Annotated in this window: 19 protein-coding genes; 17 read left to right on the forward strand and 2 right to left on the reverse strand. The window is 44.0% G+C overall.

The window, feature by feature from the left end; translation table 11 throughout:
• Positions 1-3 precede the first annotated feature (3 nt).
• On the forward strand, positions 4-528 hold the full coding sequence (locus tag RTR63_RS06610; RefSeq protein ID WP_312523359.1) for a C40 family peptidase: 525 nt from the start codon (positions 4-6) through the stop codon (positions 526-528).
• A gap of 336 nt (positions 529-864) precedes the next feature.
• Positions 865-2214, forward strand: coding sequence for a GGDEF domain-containing protein (locus RTR63_RS06615; protein WP_312523361.1), 1350 nt, complete (start codon positions 865-867; stop codon positions 2212-2214).
• On the opposite strand, the gene truD is transcribed toward RTR63_RS06615, so the two are convergent.
• Positions 2209-3297, reverse strand: a complete 1089-nt coding sequence (gene truD, locus RTR63_RS06620) for a tRNA pseudouridine(13) synthase TruD (RefSeq protein ID WP_312523362.1) — start codon at positions 3295-3297, stop codon at positions 2209-2211. The two genes, RTR63_RS06615 and truD, sit on opposite strands and share 6 nt — an antisense overlap.
• A 320-nt stretch (positions 3298-3617) precedes the next feature.
• On the opposite strand from truD, the gene RTR63_RS06625 reads away from it, so the two are divergent.
• The 3 genes from RTR63_RS06625 (at position 3618) to RTR63_RS06635 (ending at position 6086) form a co-directional block, all read left to right on the forward strand.
• Positions 3618-4244, forward strand: coding sequence for a GNAT family N-acetyltransferase (locus RTR63_RS06625; protein ID WP_312523363.1), 627 nt, complete (start codon positions 3618-3620; stop codon positions 4242-4244).
• A gap of 97 nt (positions 4245-4341) precedes the next feature.
• Positions 4342-4866 carry an META domain-containing protein gene (locus RTR63_RS06630; RefSeq protein ID WP_099834325.1) on the forward strand — a complete coding sequence of 175 codons (525 nt, stop codon included), beginning with the start codon at positions 4342-4344 and terminating at the stop codon, positions 4864-4866.
• 116 nt (positions 4867-4982) lie between these two features.
• Positions 4983-6086, forward strand: a complete 1104-nt coding sequence (locus RTR63_RS06635; protein WP_095355910.1) for an RNA-guided endonuclease InsQ/TnpB family protein — start codon at positions 4983-4985, stop codon at positions 6084-6086.
• Positions 6087-6163: 77 nt separating this feature from the next.
• Here RTR63_RS06635 and RTR63_RS06640 read toward each other — a convergent pair whose 3' ends face one another.
• Positions 6164-7459 (reverse strand): glutamate-5-semialdehyde dehydrogenase, encoded by a 1296-nt coding sequence (locus RTR63_RS06640; protein ID WP_409418204.1) that lies wholly within the window; start codon positions 7457-7459, stop codon positions 6164-6166.
• A 231-nt stretch (positions 7460-7690) separates the two neighbouring features.
• Here RTR63_RS06640 and RTR63_RS06645 point away from each other — a divergent pair, with 231 nt between their 5' ends.
• From RTR63_RS06645 to RTR63_RS06700, 12 genes are all read left to right on the forward strand, one after another.
• Entirely contained in the window at positions 7691-8485 is a 795-nt protein-coding gene (locus RTR63_RS06645) for an ABC transporter ATP-binding protein (protein ID WP_312523364.1), read from the forward strand.
• A gap of 255 nt (positions 8486-8740) precedes the next feature.
• Positions 8741-9547, forward strand: coding sequence for a transporter substrate-binding domain-containing protein (locus RTR63_RS06650; RefSeq protein WP_050324744.1), 807 nt, complete (start codon positions 8741-8743; stop codon positions 9545-9547).
• A 77-nt stretch (positions 9548-9624) separates the two neighbouring features.
• A complete protein-coding gene (locus RTR63_RS06655; RefSeq protein WP_312523366.1) occupies positions 9625-10431 on the forward strand; it encodes an ABC transporter substrate-binding protein in 807 nt (268 codons plus the stop codon).
• Between the two features lie 90 nt (positions 10432-10521).
• Positions 10522-11442: a transporter substrate-binding domain-containing protein gene (locus RTR63_RS06660; protein WP_312523368.1), complete on the forward strand. Its 921-nt coding sequence runs from the start codon at positions 10522-10524 to the stop codon at positions 11440-11442.
• A 246-nt stretch (positions 11443-11688) separates the two neighbouring features.
• The gene (locus RTR63_RS06665; protein ID WP_060995490.1) at positions 11689-12408 is read left to right on the forward strand and encodes an ABC transporter permease; all 720 of its coding nucleotides are present in this window, start codon (positions 11689-11691) and stop codon (positions 12406-12408) included.
• 11 nt (positions 12409-12419) lie between these two features.
• Entirely contained in the window at positions 12420-13145 is a 726-nt protein-coding gene (locus RTR63_RS06670) for an ABC transporter permease (protein WP_050324747.1), read from the forward strand.
• A 57-nt stretch (positions 13146-13202) separates the two neighbouring features.
• Positions 13203-13775, forward strand: coding sequence for a hypothetical protein (locus RTR63_RS06675; RefSeq protein ID WP_312523369.1), 573 nt, complete (start codon positions 13203-13205; stop codon positions 13773-13775).
• Between the two features lie 50 nt (positions 13776-13825).
• Entirely contained in the window at positions 13826-14887 is a 1062-nt protein-coding gene (gene tsaD, locus RTR63_RS06680) for a tRNA (adenosine(37)-N6)-threonylcarbamoyltransferase complex transferase subunit TsaD (RefSeq protein WP_060995488.1), read from the forward strand.
• 19 nt (positions 14888-14906) lie between these two features.
• A complete protein-coding gene (gene crcB, locus RTR63_RS06685) occupies positions 14907-15266 on the forward strand; it encodes a fluoride efflux transporter CrcB (RefSeq protein WP_060995487.1) in 360 nt (119 codons plus the stop codon).
• A 362-nt stretch (positions 15267-15628) separates the two neighbouring features.
• The gene (gene pstS, locus RTR63_RS06690; protein ID WP_312523370.1) at positions 15629-16774 is read left to right on the forward strand and encodes a phosphate ABC transporter substrate-binding protein PstS; all 1146 of its coding nucleotides are present in this window, start codon (positions 15629-15631) and stop codon (positions 16772-16774) included.
• Between the two features lie 139 nt (positions 16775-16913).
• Positions 16914-17864 carry a phosphate ABC transporter permease subunit PstC gene (gene pstC / locus RTR63_RS06695; RefSeq protein ID WP_036593090.1) on the forward strand — a complete coding sequence of 317 codons (951 nt, stop codon included), beginning with the start codon at positions 16914-16916 and terminating at the stop codon, positions 17862-17864.
• A gap of 17 nt (positions 17865-17881) precedes the next feature.
• On the forward strand, positions 17882-18253 hold a 372-nt coding region (locus RTR63_RS06700; protein WP_472796585.1), incomplete at its 3' end, for an ABC transporter permease family protein.

Raw genomic sequence — 18253 nt, forward strand, 5'->3', positions numbered from 1 at the left:
CCTATGAACTTTCTTCAAAAAACTTTATTAACCGCTCTACCTTGTGTCTTGTTCAGCCTAGCGCCAACCGCTGCCAATGCCGACAATGGTATCACAGAATATTTCGGTAGCTTTAACTCAAGCGTTTCTCAAAATCCAGAAGGTGGCTCAAAAGTAGATAGCCTCATTGCAAAAGCCAAAAACTTTATCGGCTTACCTTACCGTTGGGGTGGCACCAGCCCAGCCAGTGGTTTTGATTGTAGCGGCTTTATGCAATATGTTTATAAACAAACCGCCAACATCAATCTGCCACGTACTTCAGGCAGTATGGCGCAAGTGGGTGAACGTATTAACCGTAGCGAGTTAAAACCAGGCGATATGGTGTTTTTCTCTCAAGGTGGTGGTCGTATCTCTCATGTGGGCATGTACATCGGTGAAGGTCGTTTTATTCATTCACCATCAACCGGCAAAAGTATTTCTATTACAAGTTTAGATTCTGGCTATTGGGCAAATAAATTCGTGACAGCGCGCCGTGTATTGGACGCTTGAGTGTAATCAAGAACATTACTATTAAAGAATATTGTTGAAAAAACCAATAAAGTTAAAACTCTGTAAAATGTTGAAAAAGGTAAGCTTATGCTTACCTTTTTTATTTTGTCGAGGAAATTTCGATAAAATAGATAAGTCAAGAATAATTAAAAAAAATTAAACATTTAACCATTTGTCATTAATAAAGTATTAGAATGAAGCAACAATACCTTATATAATCTTTAAGGTAAGTTAAATGCAAACGACTAAAACTAATCAATGACTGACATAACCGGCTTGATTTGTTTAATGCGTGATGCACTCTTTTAATAGACTTATTGATTTTGCAATAATCCTATGACCCAAACCGCCTTGCCAAGCTTTAAAGAACAATTGCAGCAAACGCTAAAATTTTTTAGCTTTAAACCTTCGCTATATATCAATTCGCCAAGAGTCAACGATACCAATAAATTCATGTTGTTTATTATATTGGCGTTGGTTGAGACATTTTTTCATTTGATTTGGTATGCGACAGTTCTTGTCATCACATTGCCTATAGATATCTTTCCTTTTGCGCACAAGTTCAACCAAATCTTTAATCGCAGCTTGATGATCAATGTTACCTATTTGGGACTGGCGATGATGTTGTTTTGCGGGTATTCGCTATGGGTCATCACCCGCATTCCTGAACAGTCAAGACTTTGGCGGGAGTACCAAATATTTTTTGTAATCATCTATTTGATTTATGAAAATCTTTTTATCGTTTGGATTGGTAACAACAGTGCGCTTGAAGGCGTAATGCTGATTAGTGCCACCGGTCTTGGCATGGTGCTATTAAGATGGCGACTCGTCTGGGTGTCGTTTGTCAGTTGTATTGTTGCATTATTTATTTTTAATATGAGTAATAGCATGAACTGGTGGCAATTGTTGCCTAGGTTGTATCCAAGCTTAGCAGCGCGTAGTCATTGGCTTTGGGGATTATCTTTTAGCTTTTTGGTAACTGCCAAGGCAACGGTCACACTGTATTGTATTTTGCAGGGCATGAAAGTCATGAGTTTTCAGCGCCGCAAAATTTATGATTTGCTAGAAGCCGATGCACTCACTAATATTGCCAATCGGCGTACGATTTATAGTTTTTTGAGTTATTTATGGCAATGTAAAAGCGATTGGAACACGCTTAGTGTGATTTATATTGATTTGGACAAATTTAAACATATCAATGACGAATATGGTCATGACGCCGGTGATGCGACATTGATTTGTACCGCGAATACCTTAAAAAACTTCTTGCCCATAGGGACAATATTTGGACGTATGGGCGGGGAAGAGTTTTGTGTCATCTTGCCAAATACCGGGATTGAGCAAGCCTACGATATGGCAGAGCAGCTGCGCCAGGCTTTTGAAAAGCAAGTGGTGAGATATGGCATCTTTGATACAGAAATTCAATTTACCGCAAGCTTAGGTATTGCCAGCCTTTATCAAAATCATGGGAGAGATAGCGAGCGTGCGATTGATAATCGCGGTTTTATCGAATATATGCGCGAGTATATGCATAGTTTACCGACCATGCCTGCACTGCCACCTGCCCTTGAGCGAATTATCAAATTCTCCGATTTGGCAATGCAGCAAGCCAAAGCCAATGGTCGCAACTGCGTGGTCAAAGGTCAATGTTATTTATTGATGACGCAAAGCAATCAGCCTTCATAACTCAGTGGTGAGTACCGAGCTTGCAACAAGCGTATCAATCATCGTCGTCGCAAAACTGCCTGCCGGTAATTCAAAATCTAACACCAATGTCTGACCGTCTTGCCAAACCCATTGCAAGTTACTGGGCAGCATACGCAGGGGGCGGCGCTGCTGCTTTAAACCAAACTCAATCAAACCTTGACTTAGCTGCTGATAAATGGGATTGTCAGTGATGACTGATAATTCTAATGCGTTAACCTTACCACTGCTTTTTAACTCACCTGCGCCCCACATCGGTGCAGTCAAATGGATATCGCCACTTTGTAGCCTTGATAGCATGGTTTCATCTATATGCTGTGCCACAAAGATACTGTTTGAACCCGCCAAATTCATCACATCGCCATCAAGCGGTTGGTTCCAAATGCCCAATGCGATACGTTTTGCCAAGATGGCATTGAATAATTCACTACGCGCTGCCGACAGATACAGACTGATTTTATCTTGGTCAAATTTGCGATGAATTTTTTTACCCCTAATTGTATGATGGGTAAATAGTTCAATAGCGACATCAATATTATTGGCATCTTGCCCAAAGCGCTGCTCGCCAAAATAATTGGGAACGCCTTGGGTTTTGATGGTCGCAAGTTGTTGCTCGATGGCGGCTTTCTCACCCACCACATTGCGTAGGGTGATGATAAACTGATTGGCCTCATGAGTACCGCGACCCAGTTTTTTGTGATGCCAATGCTGTGCCAGTATTTCTAGGGTTTCATCGCCAGCTAATTTGGTCTGCACAAATTGCCCAAAGTTTTGTTCAGGGGCAATTTTTTTTGGCAAACGAAGACTAAACCATTGTGTCGTCAGCGCATGACGATCTTTGAGCCCTGAGTATCCCACATCCTTGAGTGGGATGCCTGCCCATTGTGACAACACCTTTGCCACAAAATTGGTATTCATACGGGTTTTTTGAATATGAAGCCAAAGATGCTCGCCTGTATGGCTGCCTTCAATGTCAAGTTTTTCATGGACAATAAAATCAGTAGGTTGTTGTTTATACATCGCCGATTGAATCGCAGGGGTATAGGGTGAAGGCAGTTTTGGCATGCTAGTATTACTTGTAAAAGGTTTATTTTAACAAATGGATGATTGATAAACCATCTCCATTACAGATTCGATTGCAGCAGTGCTTTATTATAACCATGCTTTATTGTCTTATATAAATAGGTTAAAAGTATGACGGCAACAACAATGACGTCAAACATGGCTTGAATGCCAAAGTAATAGACAATAAAGTAGTGCTTGCTAAGTTAGGTGTGTTGGCTAATTTGGGTGGGTGCATTGGGTGGCAAAATCGGTCAGCTGACTTGGCAAAATGTTTAACGCATCCTATGTTTAGCGAATGTGAGTATAAAAAGAGAAAAAACATGAAAAACCCTGATAGCGATATCGATAAAAACGCCGTGCAATTACGCGTTGCCACGCAACAAGACGTCGAAACTTTGGTCACTTTGCTCAATCGTTGTTACCGCTCAGATGAAGGCTGGACCAATGAAGCGGCTTTAATTGGTGGGATTCGTACCACGCCCGAGGAAATGACAGCCCTGATAGACAACCCGAACGTTTATCTGTTCGTGTTTGAAAATCCGCACGATAGCGATGATTTGCTCGGGTGTATTTCTGTGGATTTCTCACCCATTAACCATCAGCCAGCGGCGTATATTGGTACTTTTGCGGTTCATCCTGCTGTGCAAGGTAAAGGCATTGGCGATACGATGTTGTCTGCGGTAGAAACGTTTGCTATCAGACACGCCCACGCCAAAAACGTAACCCATTTACCTTTAACCCATTTGTCCATGTCGATTTTAAGTCATCGACCAGAGCTGTTAAGTTATTATCAGCGCCGCGGTTATCTACTGACAGGGGAGAAGATGGCATTTCCAAGAGACGGCAACAATGGCGACCCCAAACGCGATGATGTATTTTTAGAGTTTTTGCAAAAACCCATTCAAGCAAATGAAGCGTCCATCAAATCTAGTAATACAATCGAATAACAATAATCGTCATGCTGAGCAATAAAGTTTTAAGGGTATTTTATATAATGGTTGCAATAATTTTTTACACAATAATTTTAAACAAAAGGAAATCATGATGAAAAGATGTGCCAAAATCTACTCACTAGCGCTAAGTTGCTTGATAGCAGGAACGCTGGCAATGACAGGCTGTCAAACCATAGCGGATAGTAAGTTAGGGATCGTGAACCCGACCCAAGCGGTCACCTTACCGTTAGCCGATGCCACGTTGCAAAATTATCGCTGGCAATTGGTCTCGGTGACTGATTTGTCGGGTAAACCCACTAAACCTGAATTATTTAACCAAGCCAAGCCGCTATTGGTCAGCTTTGATAAAGGTCGTGTCAGCTTTGACAATACCTGTAATCGCATGTGGGGCAATTATAGCCTGACCCATGACAATGTATTGATAAAAAATATCGTTTCCACGCGCATGATGTGTCTGCCAGAATCGCGCATGGCATTTGATGCCGCTGCGCCATCCACACTACAAGGGCAATTTAAACTGACCCAAGATAGCAAAGGCGAACTGATGTTGACGGTGACGGATAAGAGCCAAATCAGTCTATTTAAAGCGATTGCCAATAAAGCGATTGCCAAATAATGGTTTTTATCCTCCGTTGCCGTAAAACCACCGACCTCAGGCAATGGATATAAGGCAACTTAAGCAACTATGCTTACACGCTATAATACTTGCATAAATTTTGCTAAAATAACCCCATGAAAACACTCAAGCTACGCATACGAGATAAACATACAGCAAAGCTTAATAAGTTAAGCGGTTCAGTCAATTTCGTATGGAACTACGTCAATGACTTGAGTTACAAACATCTACAAAAAACAGGCAAATTCTTTTCAGCTTATGATTTGAACGAATACACCAAAGGTAGCGGTGAATTACTGGGCTTGCACTCTCAAACCATTCAAGCCATCAATGAAACCCATGCTAAAAGCCGTAAGCAATTCAAAAAGGCTAAACTCAACTGGCGAACCAATAACCCCAATGCCAAGCGTAAATCGCTTGGCTGGCTACCGTTTAAACAATCGGCTATTAAGCATATTGCCACTCACCAAACAGGCAAAAAGGGCTTAAAATCAACCCTGCAACTAAGTCTAGCCAAAGGGCAGAAACTCATCATCGACCTATGGGACAGCTACAACCTATCGCTTTACCAAATCAACACCTGCGAGATTGTGCAAGACAGCCGTAACCGTTGGTATGCGTGTATCATCGTTAAAGACTACCCTAAAACCACTTGTGGAACTGGTAGCGTTGGCATAGATTTGGGCTTAAAAGACAGTGCCACTACCTCAAGCGGTGACAAACTCACCATTAAGCAAACGTTAAAATATGCCAAAGATTTAGCCACCGCCCAACGTGCCAAAAACAAACAGCATGTAAAGGCAATCCATGCCAAAATCAAAAACACACGCCAAGACCTGATACATAAATTCACCACCCAATTAGTCAAGGACAATGCCCTAATCGTGGTTGGTGACGTTAAAACCACCCAGTTTAACAGTAAAAAAGGCAAACTAGCCAAGTCGGTTTACGATGCAGGTTGGTTTGAACTCAAAAGGCAACTGACCTATAAATGCGAGAACGCAGGTTGCCGTTTTGAAATCGTGAATGAACGATACACTACCCAAACTTGCTCGTGCTGTGGCGATATGTCCAGTAGCTTGAGCGGTAGAGCAGGTTTGCGAATAAGAGAATGGACTTGTGTAAAGTGTGACACACGGCATGATAGAGATATTAATGCCAGTAAGAACATTCTTGCGGTCGGGCTTGACCGTCTGGGAGCAGGAATCCCCTCACTTTAGGGAGGGGAGGAAGTCAATACCAATAATTAAAGTGGGTTTGTGAAAACAATTCATTTGATTACCAAAAGTTTTAGCTGTCACTGTCTGATTTCCCCATGCCCAAACACAATCCATTTTTGCGATGTTAAACCTTCAAGACCCACGGGGCCGCGCGCATGGATTTTATCGGTGGAAATCCCAATCTCTGCACCCAAACCATATTCAAATCCATCGGCAAAGCGGGTTGATGCATTGACCATCACGCTACTAGAATCAACTTCACGCATGAATGTTAACGATTTTGAGTAGTTTTCGGTGATAATGGCATCGGTATGGTGTGAGCCATGCGCATTGATATGAGCAATGGCTTCGTCGATATCGGCGACTACTTTAATCGCCAAAATCGGCGCCAAATATTCGGTATCCCAATCTGCTTCACTCGCCGCTGACAGATGAGCGGTTAATTCAGCGGTATCGCTCAAGATGGCTAAGGTTTTTGGACAGCCGCGTAATTGCATGGCACTGTCTGCAGCGACAATGGCGCTGGCGATTGGCGGCAAGGCTTGCGCAGCGATTTGGCTATCAATCAGCAGCGTTTCCATAGTATTACAAGTGCCGTAGCGGTGAGTTTTGGCATTGACGCAAATAGCGGTTGCCATAGTCAAGTTTGCATCGCGATCGACAAAGGTATGGCAGTTACCATCTAGATGCTTGATGACAGGGACGCGCGCTTCATTACTGATACGCTCAATTAGGCTTTTACCACCTCGCGGCACAATCACATCGACATAGCGATTCATGGTAATGAGTTCCCCCACTGCCGCGCGGTCGGTGGTTTCGACCACTTGCACTGCGGCCTCTGGCAAACCAACTGCTTGTAAACCTTGTTTGACACACGCAGCCAATGCTTGGTTAGAATAAAACGCTTCTGACCCCCCACGTAGGATAATCGCATTGCCAGATTTTAATGCCAAAGATGCAGCTTCAATGGTCACATTGGGGCGAGATTCATAAATCATCCCGACCACACCCAGCGGCACGCGCATTTTACCTAGCTGAATACCCGATGGACGAAAGGTCATATCAGTGACCTCGCCAATTGGGTCAGGTAACATGGCGACATCTTTTAGCCCTTGTAACATGCCTTCAAAACGCGCATCGGTGAGCGCCAATCGGTCAAGTAGTGCGTCATCCAGTCCTTTTTGTTGACCGTTTTGAATATCGGTGGCATTGGCCGCCAACACCTGTGATTTGGCTTGTTGCAGGGCGTCATAGATAGCGAGTAGGGCGCTATTTTTGAGCGCGGTGTCTGCTTTTGCCAAAATTGCTGAAGCAGCGCGCGCTTGCTGTCCCACGGTTTGCATATAATGTTTGGTATCAGTCATGGTTTGCATAGTCAGTCCCTAATATAATCATCGCTTCATCATAACAACTTCAATCCAAAAATGGAATTTAGAAAGTTTTGACAGACAAAAATTAATGGTTATGACTCAATCTAAAAACAAGCGCTAAAGACCGGCGCCATAAAATAAAGTTAAATGAGAGAAAAAGTTGCGTTTTAGTAGCGTTTTAAGCGAAAATAGACAGTTTTTTTCCACCTATCGTCAAATTTTGGATTGAATATCATGTCAGATGCTATGCCAAACTTACAGCGTCCTGTAGCCTTGCAACTTAACAATATCCACAAAAACTTTGGATCGCTTGAAGTATTAAAAGGTGTATCGTTGACCGCTTATGATGGCGATGTCATCTCAATTCTGGGCTCCAGCGGTTCGGGCAAATCCACCTTGCTACGCTGTATCAACCTGCTTGAAAACCCCTCGCAAGGGGAGGTTTTCCTGGGCAGTGAAGCATTGGTACTAAAACCGAATAAATCAGGGGATTTGGTTGCCGCCAATCAGCGTCAGCTTGAGCAGTTTCGCTCAAAAATGGGTTTTGTGTTCCAAAACTTTAACCTATGGCCACACCGGACTATTTTGCAAAACATCATTGAGGGGCCGAGCCAAGTCCTAAAAATCGCCAAAGACCAAGCCATCAGTGAAGCCGAAGTGCTACTAAAACGCGTAGGACTACTGGATAAAAAAGATGCTTACCCAGAAAACTTATCGGGTGGGCAACGCCAGCGTATCGCCATCGCTCGTGCGCTAGCGATGAAGCCCCAAGTATTGCTATTTGATGAGCCAACCTCTGCCCTCGACCCAGAATTGGTCAATGAAGTATTAGCGGTGATGAAATCGCTTGCTGAAGAAGGTCGCACCATGCTGATTGTCACCCATGAAATGCGTTTTGCGCGCGATGTATCAAGCCAAGTGGTGTTCTTGCATGAGGGACGTATCGAAGAAATAGGCACACCCGAGCAGGTGTTTGACAATCCGAAATCAGCGCGGGTGAAAGACTTTATGGCAAGCCATCAAAAATAATCCAATCAGCCTATCAGCCGTCAATCGCAATGCGATTGGCGGTTTTGTAGTTTTAGGCATCAGAAAAAATTTATTTGATTTAATTGTTGCTGCATACGTTTTTCACTTGCAAAAATGTTAATTTATGTTAATTTTAACTAAATTGTAAACTCGCATTTATTTTAGTCGCATTGATTTTAAATATTGAAATCGCTGAAAGCGAAACCTGATATTAAATCGCTTTTTACTCAAAAATTTCATTTGTAAGGAACATCCATGCAATCAACCTTGAATTCAACCTACTCAAAACTCGCCTTGGCAACGGTATGTGCAGTTAGCATGGGATTAACCGCCTGTCAAAAACCTGCTGAAAAAACAGAAGGTGCAGCCGCCAGCCAACCCGCTGCCAGTGCCAGCACAGGCAAAAAAATTCGTATTGCCACTGAAGGCGCCTACAAACCATTTAACTACACCAATGCCGATGGCACGTTAGGCGGTTATGACGTGGATGTTGCCAAAGCCGTGTGTGCCCAAGCGAAACTCGACTGCGAAATCGTAGCGCAAGATTGGGACGGTATTTTGCCAGGCTTGATGGCGAGAAAATACGACGCGGTTGCCGCGGGTATGTCAATTACCCCAGAGCGTTCAGCGCAAGTGGATTTCACCACGCCTTATTTTAAAAACACCATGGTTTGGGTCGCTGCCAAAGGTGGCAAATTCAACCCACAAGCGATTTCAGGGCTAAAAATCGGCGGTCAACGCTCAACCACCATGGCACAGTACCTTCAAGATAAACTGAGCAAAACCAACGAAATCAAATTGTATGACAACTATGACAACGCCTATATTGACCTAAAATCAGGTCGTATCGATTCAGTGCTGTCTGAGAAAGTAACCGCTAGCGAATGGCTAAAACAAAACAGCAACTACCAAATCGTCGGCAGTGAGATGGATAATGGTGACAACATCGCAATGGCCATTCGTAAAGGCGATCCACTAAAAGCAGAATTTGACAAAGCCTTAGATGCACTACAAAGCAATGGCGAGTTGGCAAAATTACAAAAGCAACATTTTGGTAATTAATTGACGTTGTATCGAGCGATTTAAGATTTACACAGTAGATGTGGGTGACCCTCAAATTTTGACAAAAAGGTGTTGTTATGAAACAGTTATCGGTTTTGGGTGTATCGTCGTTAGCCATTTTGATGGGAGTAACCGCCTGTCAAAAACCTGCGGAAAAACCGGCAGACACGGCAGCAGCAAGTAGCGCAACCACCGCAGCAAACGCAGATATGCCACAGATTCGTATCGCTACCGAATCAAGCTTTGTCCCCTTTAGTTATAAAGATGCCAATGGCAAATTAATCGGCTTTGAGATTGATTTGGCAGATGCGTTATGTAGTGAAGCCAAACTCAAATGTGAAGTGATTTCCCAAGATTGGGATGGTCTGATTCCAGGACTACAAGCACAAAAATACCATGCCATCATGGCGGGGATGTCAGACACCGCAGAGCGTCGCCAAGTGGTGGCATTTAGCGACCCATACTTTACCAATAACCTCGTTGTGATTGGCAAAAAAGGGGTAGACAAAGGCGCTGATGATCTAGCGGGCAAATCTGTGGGCGCGCAGCGTTCAACAACTGCCGCTGAGTACTTAGCCAAAAACTTCCCAAAAGCCACCCCAAAACTGTATGACACCCAAGATAATGCCTATCTTGACCTAGAATCGGGTCGCACAGATTTGATGATTTCTGACAGCGCCCCAGCTTTATCATGGTTAAAAACTGCCAAAGGTCAAGGCTTTGAAGTTAAAGGTCAACCGATCAATATTGATGACAAAATTGCCATTGCCCTTCGTCAAAATGATCCATTGATTGGCAAATTCAACACCGCACTGGCGGCGTTAAAAGCCAATGGTACTTACGATAAAATCAGCCAAAAATATTTTGCAGATTTACCGAAATAAGCCGTTAAATAACTGATTAAGCTGTTCGTTTTCTTACAACTCACAAGCAAAAATTGTCATGTGTTAGACGTTAAAAATTAGGAGTATCAGGTGAAAGCAAATATTTCATTATTGGGTAGTTTGGCATTGGCAGGTCTAGCGCTAGTGGGTTGTCAAAAACCTGCAGAAAAAACGGCGGCAACGACGGGTAGCGCAGCCGCTTCTACAACGGTGGGTAGCAGCACAGAGACATCAAGCAGTATGGCAGGCAAAACCATTCGCATCGCCACTGAAGGCACTTATAAACCCTTTAGTATCACCAAAGCGGATGGCAGTTTGACAGGTTTTGATGTGGATTTTATGCAAGCTTTATGTGCACAAATGAAAGCCAACTGTGAAATCAAGCCACAAGATTGGGATGGTTTATTGCCAGGCTTGATGGCAAAAAAATATGACGTGGTAATTGATGCGATGTCTATCACCCCAGAACGTCAGGCGCAAGTCGATTTTACCGACCCCTATTTTACCAATACGTTGGTGTTTTTGACCAAACAAGGTAGCCCAATCAATCCGGATGACCCTGCCCAAATTGACAGCCATAAAGTTGCGGCACAGCGTTCAACGCTATCAACCCAGTGGATGGAAAAAAATCACCCAAAAGCCCAGCTAAACCTGTATGAAGGGTTGGACAATGCGTTTATGGACTTGGCAGCAGGGCGCTCAGATATGATGATTTCGGATAAAGCCCCTGCCGCTTATTGGCTGACCACGCCAGAAGGTAAAGGCTTTGAAATCAAAGGTAAAGAGATTGATGTCAATGACAAAATGGGTATCCTCGTTCGTAAAGGTGACCCACTGCGTTTAGAATTTAACAAAGCGATTGCCACGTTAAAATCAAATGGCACGTATGACAAAATCTATAACCAATATTTTGGTAATGCAACCACCACAACGGCGGCAGCAAGCAGCGTGGCAGTTACGGTCTCTAGTACCACAACGACCACGACGACTGTGGCAAGTACCAGCAAATAACTTAACCAAACGCTTGGGTTCAGTCAAAAACTGGGTGAAAAGTCACTCAGTTTTTTGTTTTTTTTGATGGTTTTTGATAGGGCAATCACGTAAAATTGCACCCTGCAAAAAACAAAGCGAAAGGTCATATCCATTATCACCTTTTGTCTATGTGACGGTGAAACTGGGTGACGGTAAAACTGGGTTTTAAGCATTTTTTGGGTAATAGGTCAACAAACAGAGTTAAAAAGACAGGGTATCGATATTGTGTTAGATCTACAAGGTTTTGGGCAGCTATTATTAAGTGGTGCTTGGGTCACCATCAAACTGGCACTGACTAGTTTGGTCATTGGGCTGATTTTGGGATTATTGGGCGCGACCGCTAAGATGTCACGGTTTAAAGTGCTCAATGCCATCGCCACCGCTTACACCACCATTATCCGTGGTATTCCAGAACTGCTGTCAGTCATGTTTATTTACTTTGGCGGCTCGATGTTGATGGGGCTTATTCTATCGCAATTTGGCAATACGGGATATGTGGATGTCAGTCCGTTCTGGGCGGGGGTTACGGCGCTGTCTGTGGCATTTGGTGCGTATGCGACCGAAACTTTTCGTATGGCATTTCAAGAGATTCCAAAAGGTCAAGCCGAAGCAGCGCAAGCGATTGGCATGAAAAAATTTCAAATCCTTTGGCGAGTGACGTTGCCACAAGTGTGGCGTATTGCACTGCCAGGACTGGGTAATTTGTTTTTGGTACTGCTCAAAGATACTGCGTTGGTTTCTGTGGTCGGGCTTGAAGATATCATGCGCCACGCCAAAACGGCAGCGACTTCCACGCAAAGCCCGTTTACTTTTTATATGGCAGCAGCCTTGTTGTACTTGAGTCTGACCGTCATCATCACCGGTATGATTATGTGGCTAGAATGGGTCAATAACCCAGCAGAGCGTTATGCAAAACGCCTACAAAAAATCGGCATGGCAAAATAGGGGATTCATCAATGAACTGGAATTGGCAAATTATTATTGATAGTATCCCAAAACTGCTGCAAGGTAGTATTATCACCATTGAGCTTGTGGTGTTGTCGGGTTTATTGGGGTTTATGTTGGCAGTGCCGCTAGCCTTGGCTAGGCTGTCGAAAAAACCTTGGGTACAGGCATTGCCGTTTGCGTATATTTTCTTTTTTCGGGGTACGCCGCTACTGGTGCAAATCTTTTTGATTTATTATGGCTTGTCGCAATTTAAATGGGTGACCGAGTCTGTGCTGTGGAAATCGGGTGTGTTAGCGAGTCCATTTTGGTGCGCTATCATCGCTTTTACCCTCAATACAGCAGCTTATACCGCAGAAATCATCCGCGGTGCTATCAAGTCCATCCCCAAAGGCGAGAATGAAGCTGCCGACGCCATTGGCATGTCGTATAGCCAAAAATTGCGCCGAATTATTTTTCCTCGTGCCTTTGGCATCATGCTGCCGGCTTATGGCAATGAAGTGATTTTTATGCTCAAAGGCAGTGCGCTGGCATCGACCATCACTTTGATGGATATCACCGGTGTGGCAACGACGATTATGTCAAAAACTTATACCGTTTTTGAGTTGTTCTTTGCCTCAGGTATCATTTATTTGTTATTGTCTTGGCTATTGATTGGGATGTTTCGATTGGCAGAAAAACGCATCAATCGTCATCTTTCTTATCAGCCCGTCAGTAATGGGAGCGTCACTGCCTAAGCTAGGCTAAGTTAGGCTAAGCTAGACAAAAAGTTTGGATGTATTGGAGGCGTGCCAGTGAAACAAGCAGTTATAGTATCAAGTTTGCTGATGGGTGGGGTATTGCTCTCGGCTTGTCAACCTGCCAGTGATGAGCAGCCAGCGCAAAACAGCACAGCAAGTGCCACAGTAAGCGCCACAGTGGCTAGCGTTCAAAGTCCGCATCACGTTGCCAGTGTAGCTGTCGCCAGTACCGTATCTCCCCAAACCGCCCAAAACGGTGTGCCCAAACAAATCAACTGGGCATTGGTGGATTCGGGCGTTAAGCCAGTCGATAAAGCTAGCTTTAAATACCCGTTTGCGATCGATAGCGAGCCTGTCAAAGCGTATGCTGAGATGTATCATGTGGATAATGAAACCTCCCGCTACAATTTAACGGTGGGTATGGCAGTCAATGAAGTCTTATCTAAAGTGCTCGACCAGCTGGGTACTGCTTATGTGTCACATGAACTCACAGCCGGTAAAAACAGCGCGTTTGTCATTCATACCACCCAGCAAATTGCCCCGAGTCAATACACTTATGTCTTTGCCGAGCCCTTTGCCAAAGGGTTAACCATTCCTGTCAAAATTATCAATGATGGCAAAAAATAACTAAGTTGCCATCGGTATGTTGACGTTTATTTATCGTTTAAGGAAATACCATGCGTGTGCTAGGACTGGAAACATCCTGCGATGAAACGGGATTAGCCATTTTTGATAGTGACCAACGTCACCAACCCAATCAAGGTTTGGTCGGGCAAGTGCTATATAGTCAAATCGCGCTACATGCGACGTATGGCGGGGTAGTCCCTGAACTTGCAAGCCGCGATCACATCCGTAAATTAGTGCCCTTGTTGCAGCAACTGCTTGATGGCTGCCAACTTAAAAAAACCGATATCGATGCAATTGCCTTTACCAAAGGTCCTGGACTGGTGGGCGCGTTGATGACTGGGGCATTATTTGGCCGCAGTTTGGCGATGGCGCTTGATATTCCTGCGATTGGCGTACATCACATGGAAGGACACTTACTCGCGCCGCTATTAGGCGCCAATCCGCCCGATTTTCCGTTTGTCGCGTTGTTGGTGTCAGGTGGACATACCATGTTGGTGGCGGTCAAAGGCATCGGGCAATATGAAATATTAGGTGAGTCGATTGATGATGCCGCAGGCGAGTGCTTTGATAAAGCCGCTAAAATGCTAGAGTTACCTTATCCTGGTGGACCTAATATTGCCCGCTTGGCGCAAACAGGCAATCCGTTAGCCTATGAATTACCGCGCCCGATGTTGGGCAAAGGATTGGATTTTTCTTTTAGTGGTATGAAAACCGCCGTGCATAATTTGATTAAAGACCATCCAACCGATAGCCATAATCCTGAGCATGCCCAGACGCGCGCCGATATTGCGGCAAGTTTTCAATATGCGATGGTTGATACGTTGGTGAAAAAATGCATCAAAGCCTTGCAGCAAACAGGCATGAGACGCTTAGTAATCGCAGGCGGGGTGAGTGCCAATCAACAACTACGAGAATCGCTAGCTGAGGCATTAGCCAAAATCAATGCCACTGTGCATTATGCACCGCCTGCCTTGTGTACCGACAATGGCGCCATGATTGCCTTCGCTGGGTGGCAACGTTTGAACGCAGGTCAACAGGATGAGCTAGCGGTTAGCTGCTTGCCACGTTGGGATATGACAACGCTGCCTGCTGTCAATCCAGCTAACCCATAACCACCACAAGGACTTGAAGATGCCATGGCTATGGATAGGATTGGGGGCGGCATTGGGGGCAATGCTGCGCTGGTGGTTAGCCAGAATCAACAGCGTACATCCTTGGTTGCCCTATGGCACACTATTTGCCAATGTACTAGGTGGGCTGTTGATGGGATTTGCCTTGATACTCACCCAAAAGATGCACCCAAACTTACGACTGTTTATCACCACCGGGTTTTTGGGGGGACTGACAACGTTTAGTACGTTTAGTGCCGAAGTGTTTACTTTGTTGAATACCGGCAAAGTAGTGCAAGGTGTCGCCTTGATTGGCATCCATGTGTTTTTAACATTGATTGCGACTGCCATTGGTTTTTATAGTCTTAAGCTACTAAGTTAAGAAGTTGTTAAATGGTTAATCGCTTCTTTCCCATTCACCACTAAAAGTCGCAAAGCATTTCAAGGCTTTGCGAATCGATAAGCGAGTTAAATATAATTATCTAGTCTACTTATACCGTGCGCAATCGGTGAGTCATCAAATTGTCATGATACTGTCACATTTCTTTGTAATCATATACACAATTTTTATACAAACCAAATTATGGTTATTATCATGACAGTTAAGTCGGTCAGCATTGAGCTATATCATCTTTAAGCTATCCTAGTGAAAATAACCAGAAAAGTTAAATTGTACCGTTCGTGACATTTATTTCATTCAAGCAGTTTCATTGTAAACTCAAAAAACGTTTTTAGGAGCTATCCATGCGTTATTCATTATTAAGTGTTGTCGTAGCATCGACCTTAGCATTAACCGCTTGTGGTAACAAACAAGCAGACAATCAAGCAGCGGGTGCTTCAGCAACATCAAGCACTGCAGGTAGCGACAAAAACGCCGTATTTACCATCACAGGTGCAGGCGCATCTTTCCCACAACCTATTTATGCTAAATGGGCAGGTGAGTTCAAGAACGCCACTGGCGGTCAAGTAAATTACCAATCAATCGGTTCATCAGGTGGTATCAAACAAATCCAAGCAAACACTGTTGACTTTGGTGCGTCGGATGCGCCTTTAAGCAAAGAAGAGTTGGATAAAAGCGGTTTAATCCAGTTCCCAACCGTTATCGGTGGTGTTGTACCGGTTGTTAACATCGATGGTGTTGCACCTGGTCAATTAAAACTAGACGGTGCTACCCTTGCCAATATCTACTTGGGTAAAATCACTAAATGGAATGACCCAGCGATTACCGCATTAAACGCAGGCGTGACACTACCAGATGCGCCAATCACGACGATTTTCCGTTCTGACGGTTCAGGTACAACCTTTAACTTTGCAAGCTACTTAGCCGCTGTATCACCAGAATGGAAAGCAGGGCCAGGTGTAGACAAATCCATTAAATGGCCAACCGCTGCGACAGGTGCAGGTGGTAAAGGTAACGAAGGCGTGGCAAGTAACGTCGCTCGTGCCAAAAATTCAATCGGTTATGTTGAGTACGCTTACGCAAAACAAAACAAAATGTCGCATACACAGCTTAAAAACGCAGCAGGCAACTTTGTACAACCATCGGCTGAAAGCTTTGCCGCTGCAGGTAATGCAGACTGGAAAGGTACACCAGGCTTTAATATTGTATTGACTAACCAAGCAGACCCAAATGCCTGGCCAATCTCTGCGGCAACATTCATCTTAGTCCATACTAAACCAACCAACCCAGAAAACGTCAAAAATACCCTTAAATTCTTTGACTGGGCGTATTCAAGCGGTGATGAGTTAGCAAAATCATTGGACTTCGTACCATTCTCAGCAGAAAGCAAAGCTATCTTCCGTGAAGAGTGGAAAAAAGTTGTAGGGGCTGATGGTAAGCCACTATTTAGCTCAGAGGCTGCCACAGCAACTGCGTCAGCGGCAAAATAATCTCATGATGATGGTTAACAGTTAACAGGGTTAGGCATGTCAAACGATACGTAGAGCAATAAACGAGTTAATGCTCTACGTTTTTTTTTAAATTTATAGAATTAGTAAACTAAAACTATTTTTTGATGGCTGGGTTCTTATGTCGGATTTACACGCAAAACTCGCAAAGCAAAAACAATTAGACTGGTTGTTTGTCAACGCGACTCGTCTTTTTGCGTTTATCGTGCTGTTGTTGTTAGGTGGTATCTTAATCTCACTATTTCTTGGCGCATTGCCAAGTATGAAAGCATTTGGCATTAACTTTTATACCAGTAAAGACTGGGATACAGGGATGGATGTATACGGCGCACTCGCACCAATTTATGGTACGTTGGTGACTTCTGTCATTGCCATTTTGATTGCGGTGCCTGTAAGTTTTGGTATTGCCATGTTTTTGACAGAGCTTTGCCCCAATTTTTTAAAACGTCCTTTGGGTATTGCCATTGAGTTGTTAGCGGGTATCCCTTCAATTATCTATGGTATGTGGGGGTTTTTCGTATTTGCACCTTGGTTTTCAGAACATATCCAGCCTTGGCTGATTGACCATTTGGGTGATGTGCCTTATGTGGGTCGTTTATTCCAAGGTGCGCCGATGGGTATTGGTCTGTTCACCGCAAGTTTGATTTTGGCAGTCATGATTATCCCGTTTATTGCATCGGTCATGCGTGATGTTTTCTCCATTACGCCAAAGATGCTTAAAGAATCTGCCTATGGTTTGGGTTCAACCACTTGGGAAGTGATGCGATACGTGGTGTTGCCTTATACCAAAGCCGGTGTGATGGGTGGTATCATTTTGGGATTGGGTCGCGCATTGGGTGAAACGATGGCAGTCACCTTTGTTATTGGTAACGCTTATAACGTCAGTCCAAGTTTGTTCCAGTCAGGGGTGTCAATCACTTCGGCATTGGCAAATGAGTTTGCAGAGTCTGAAGGCTTGCACCAATCATCGCTATTACACTTAGGTTTCTTACTATTTATCATTACCTTTATTGTACTGGTGATTTCAAAATTGATGCTCAGTCGTATGGATAAAAATGCGGGTACGAAATAAGGACGCTGGGGAATACTATGACTACTACCAACATGAATCGTAATAACGCCATTTACAAACGCCGCCGTCTAAGCAATGCTCTAGGACTGGTATTTGCCGGTTTGTCCATTGTATTTGGCTTGACCTTCTTAGGCTTAATTTTATTCAAATTGTTTTTATCAGGCTCGCATGCGTTATTGACCATGCCTATTTTTACTCAAGACACCCCATCGCCAAACGAAATCGGTGGTCTTCGCAATGCGATTATCGGCTCAATCATGGTGACAGGATTGGGGCTTGTAGTCGGCACACCGATTGGTGTCATGGCAGGTATTTATCTTGCCGAATTTGCCGAAAACAGCTGGCTTGGTAAAGTCACCCGTTTTATGAACGACATTTTGCTATCAGCA

Origin of the sequence: Moraxella sp. CTOTU47724 (assembly GCF_032014955.1) — a bacterium.
Taxonomy (GTDB): domain Bacteria; phylum Pseudomonadota; class Gammaproteobacteria; order Pseudomonadales; family Moraxellaceae; genus Faucicola; species Faucicola tetraodonis.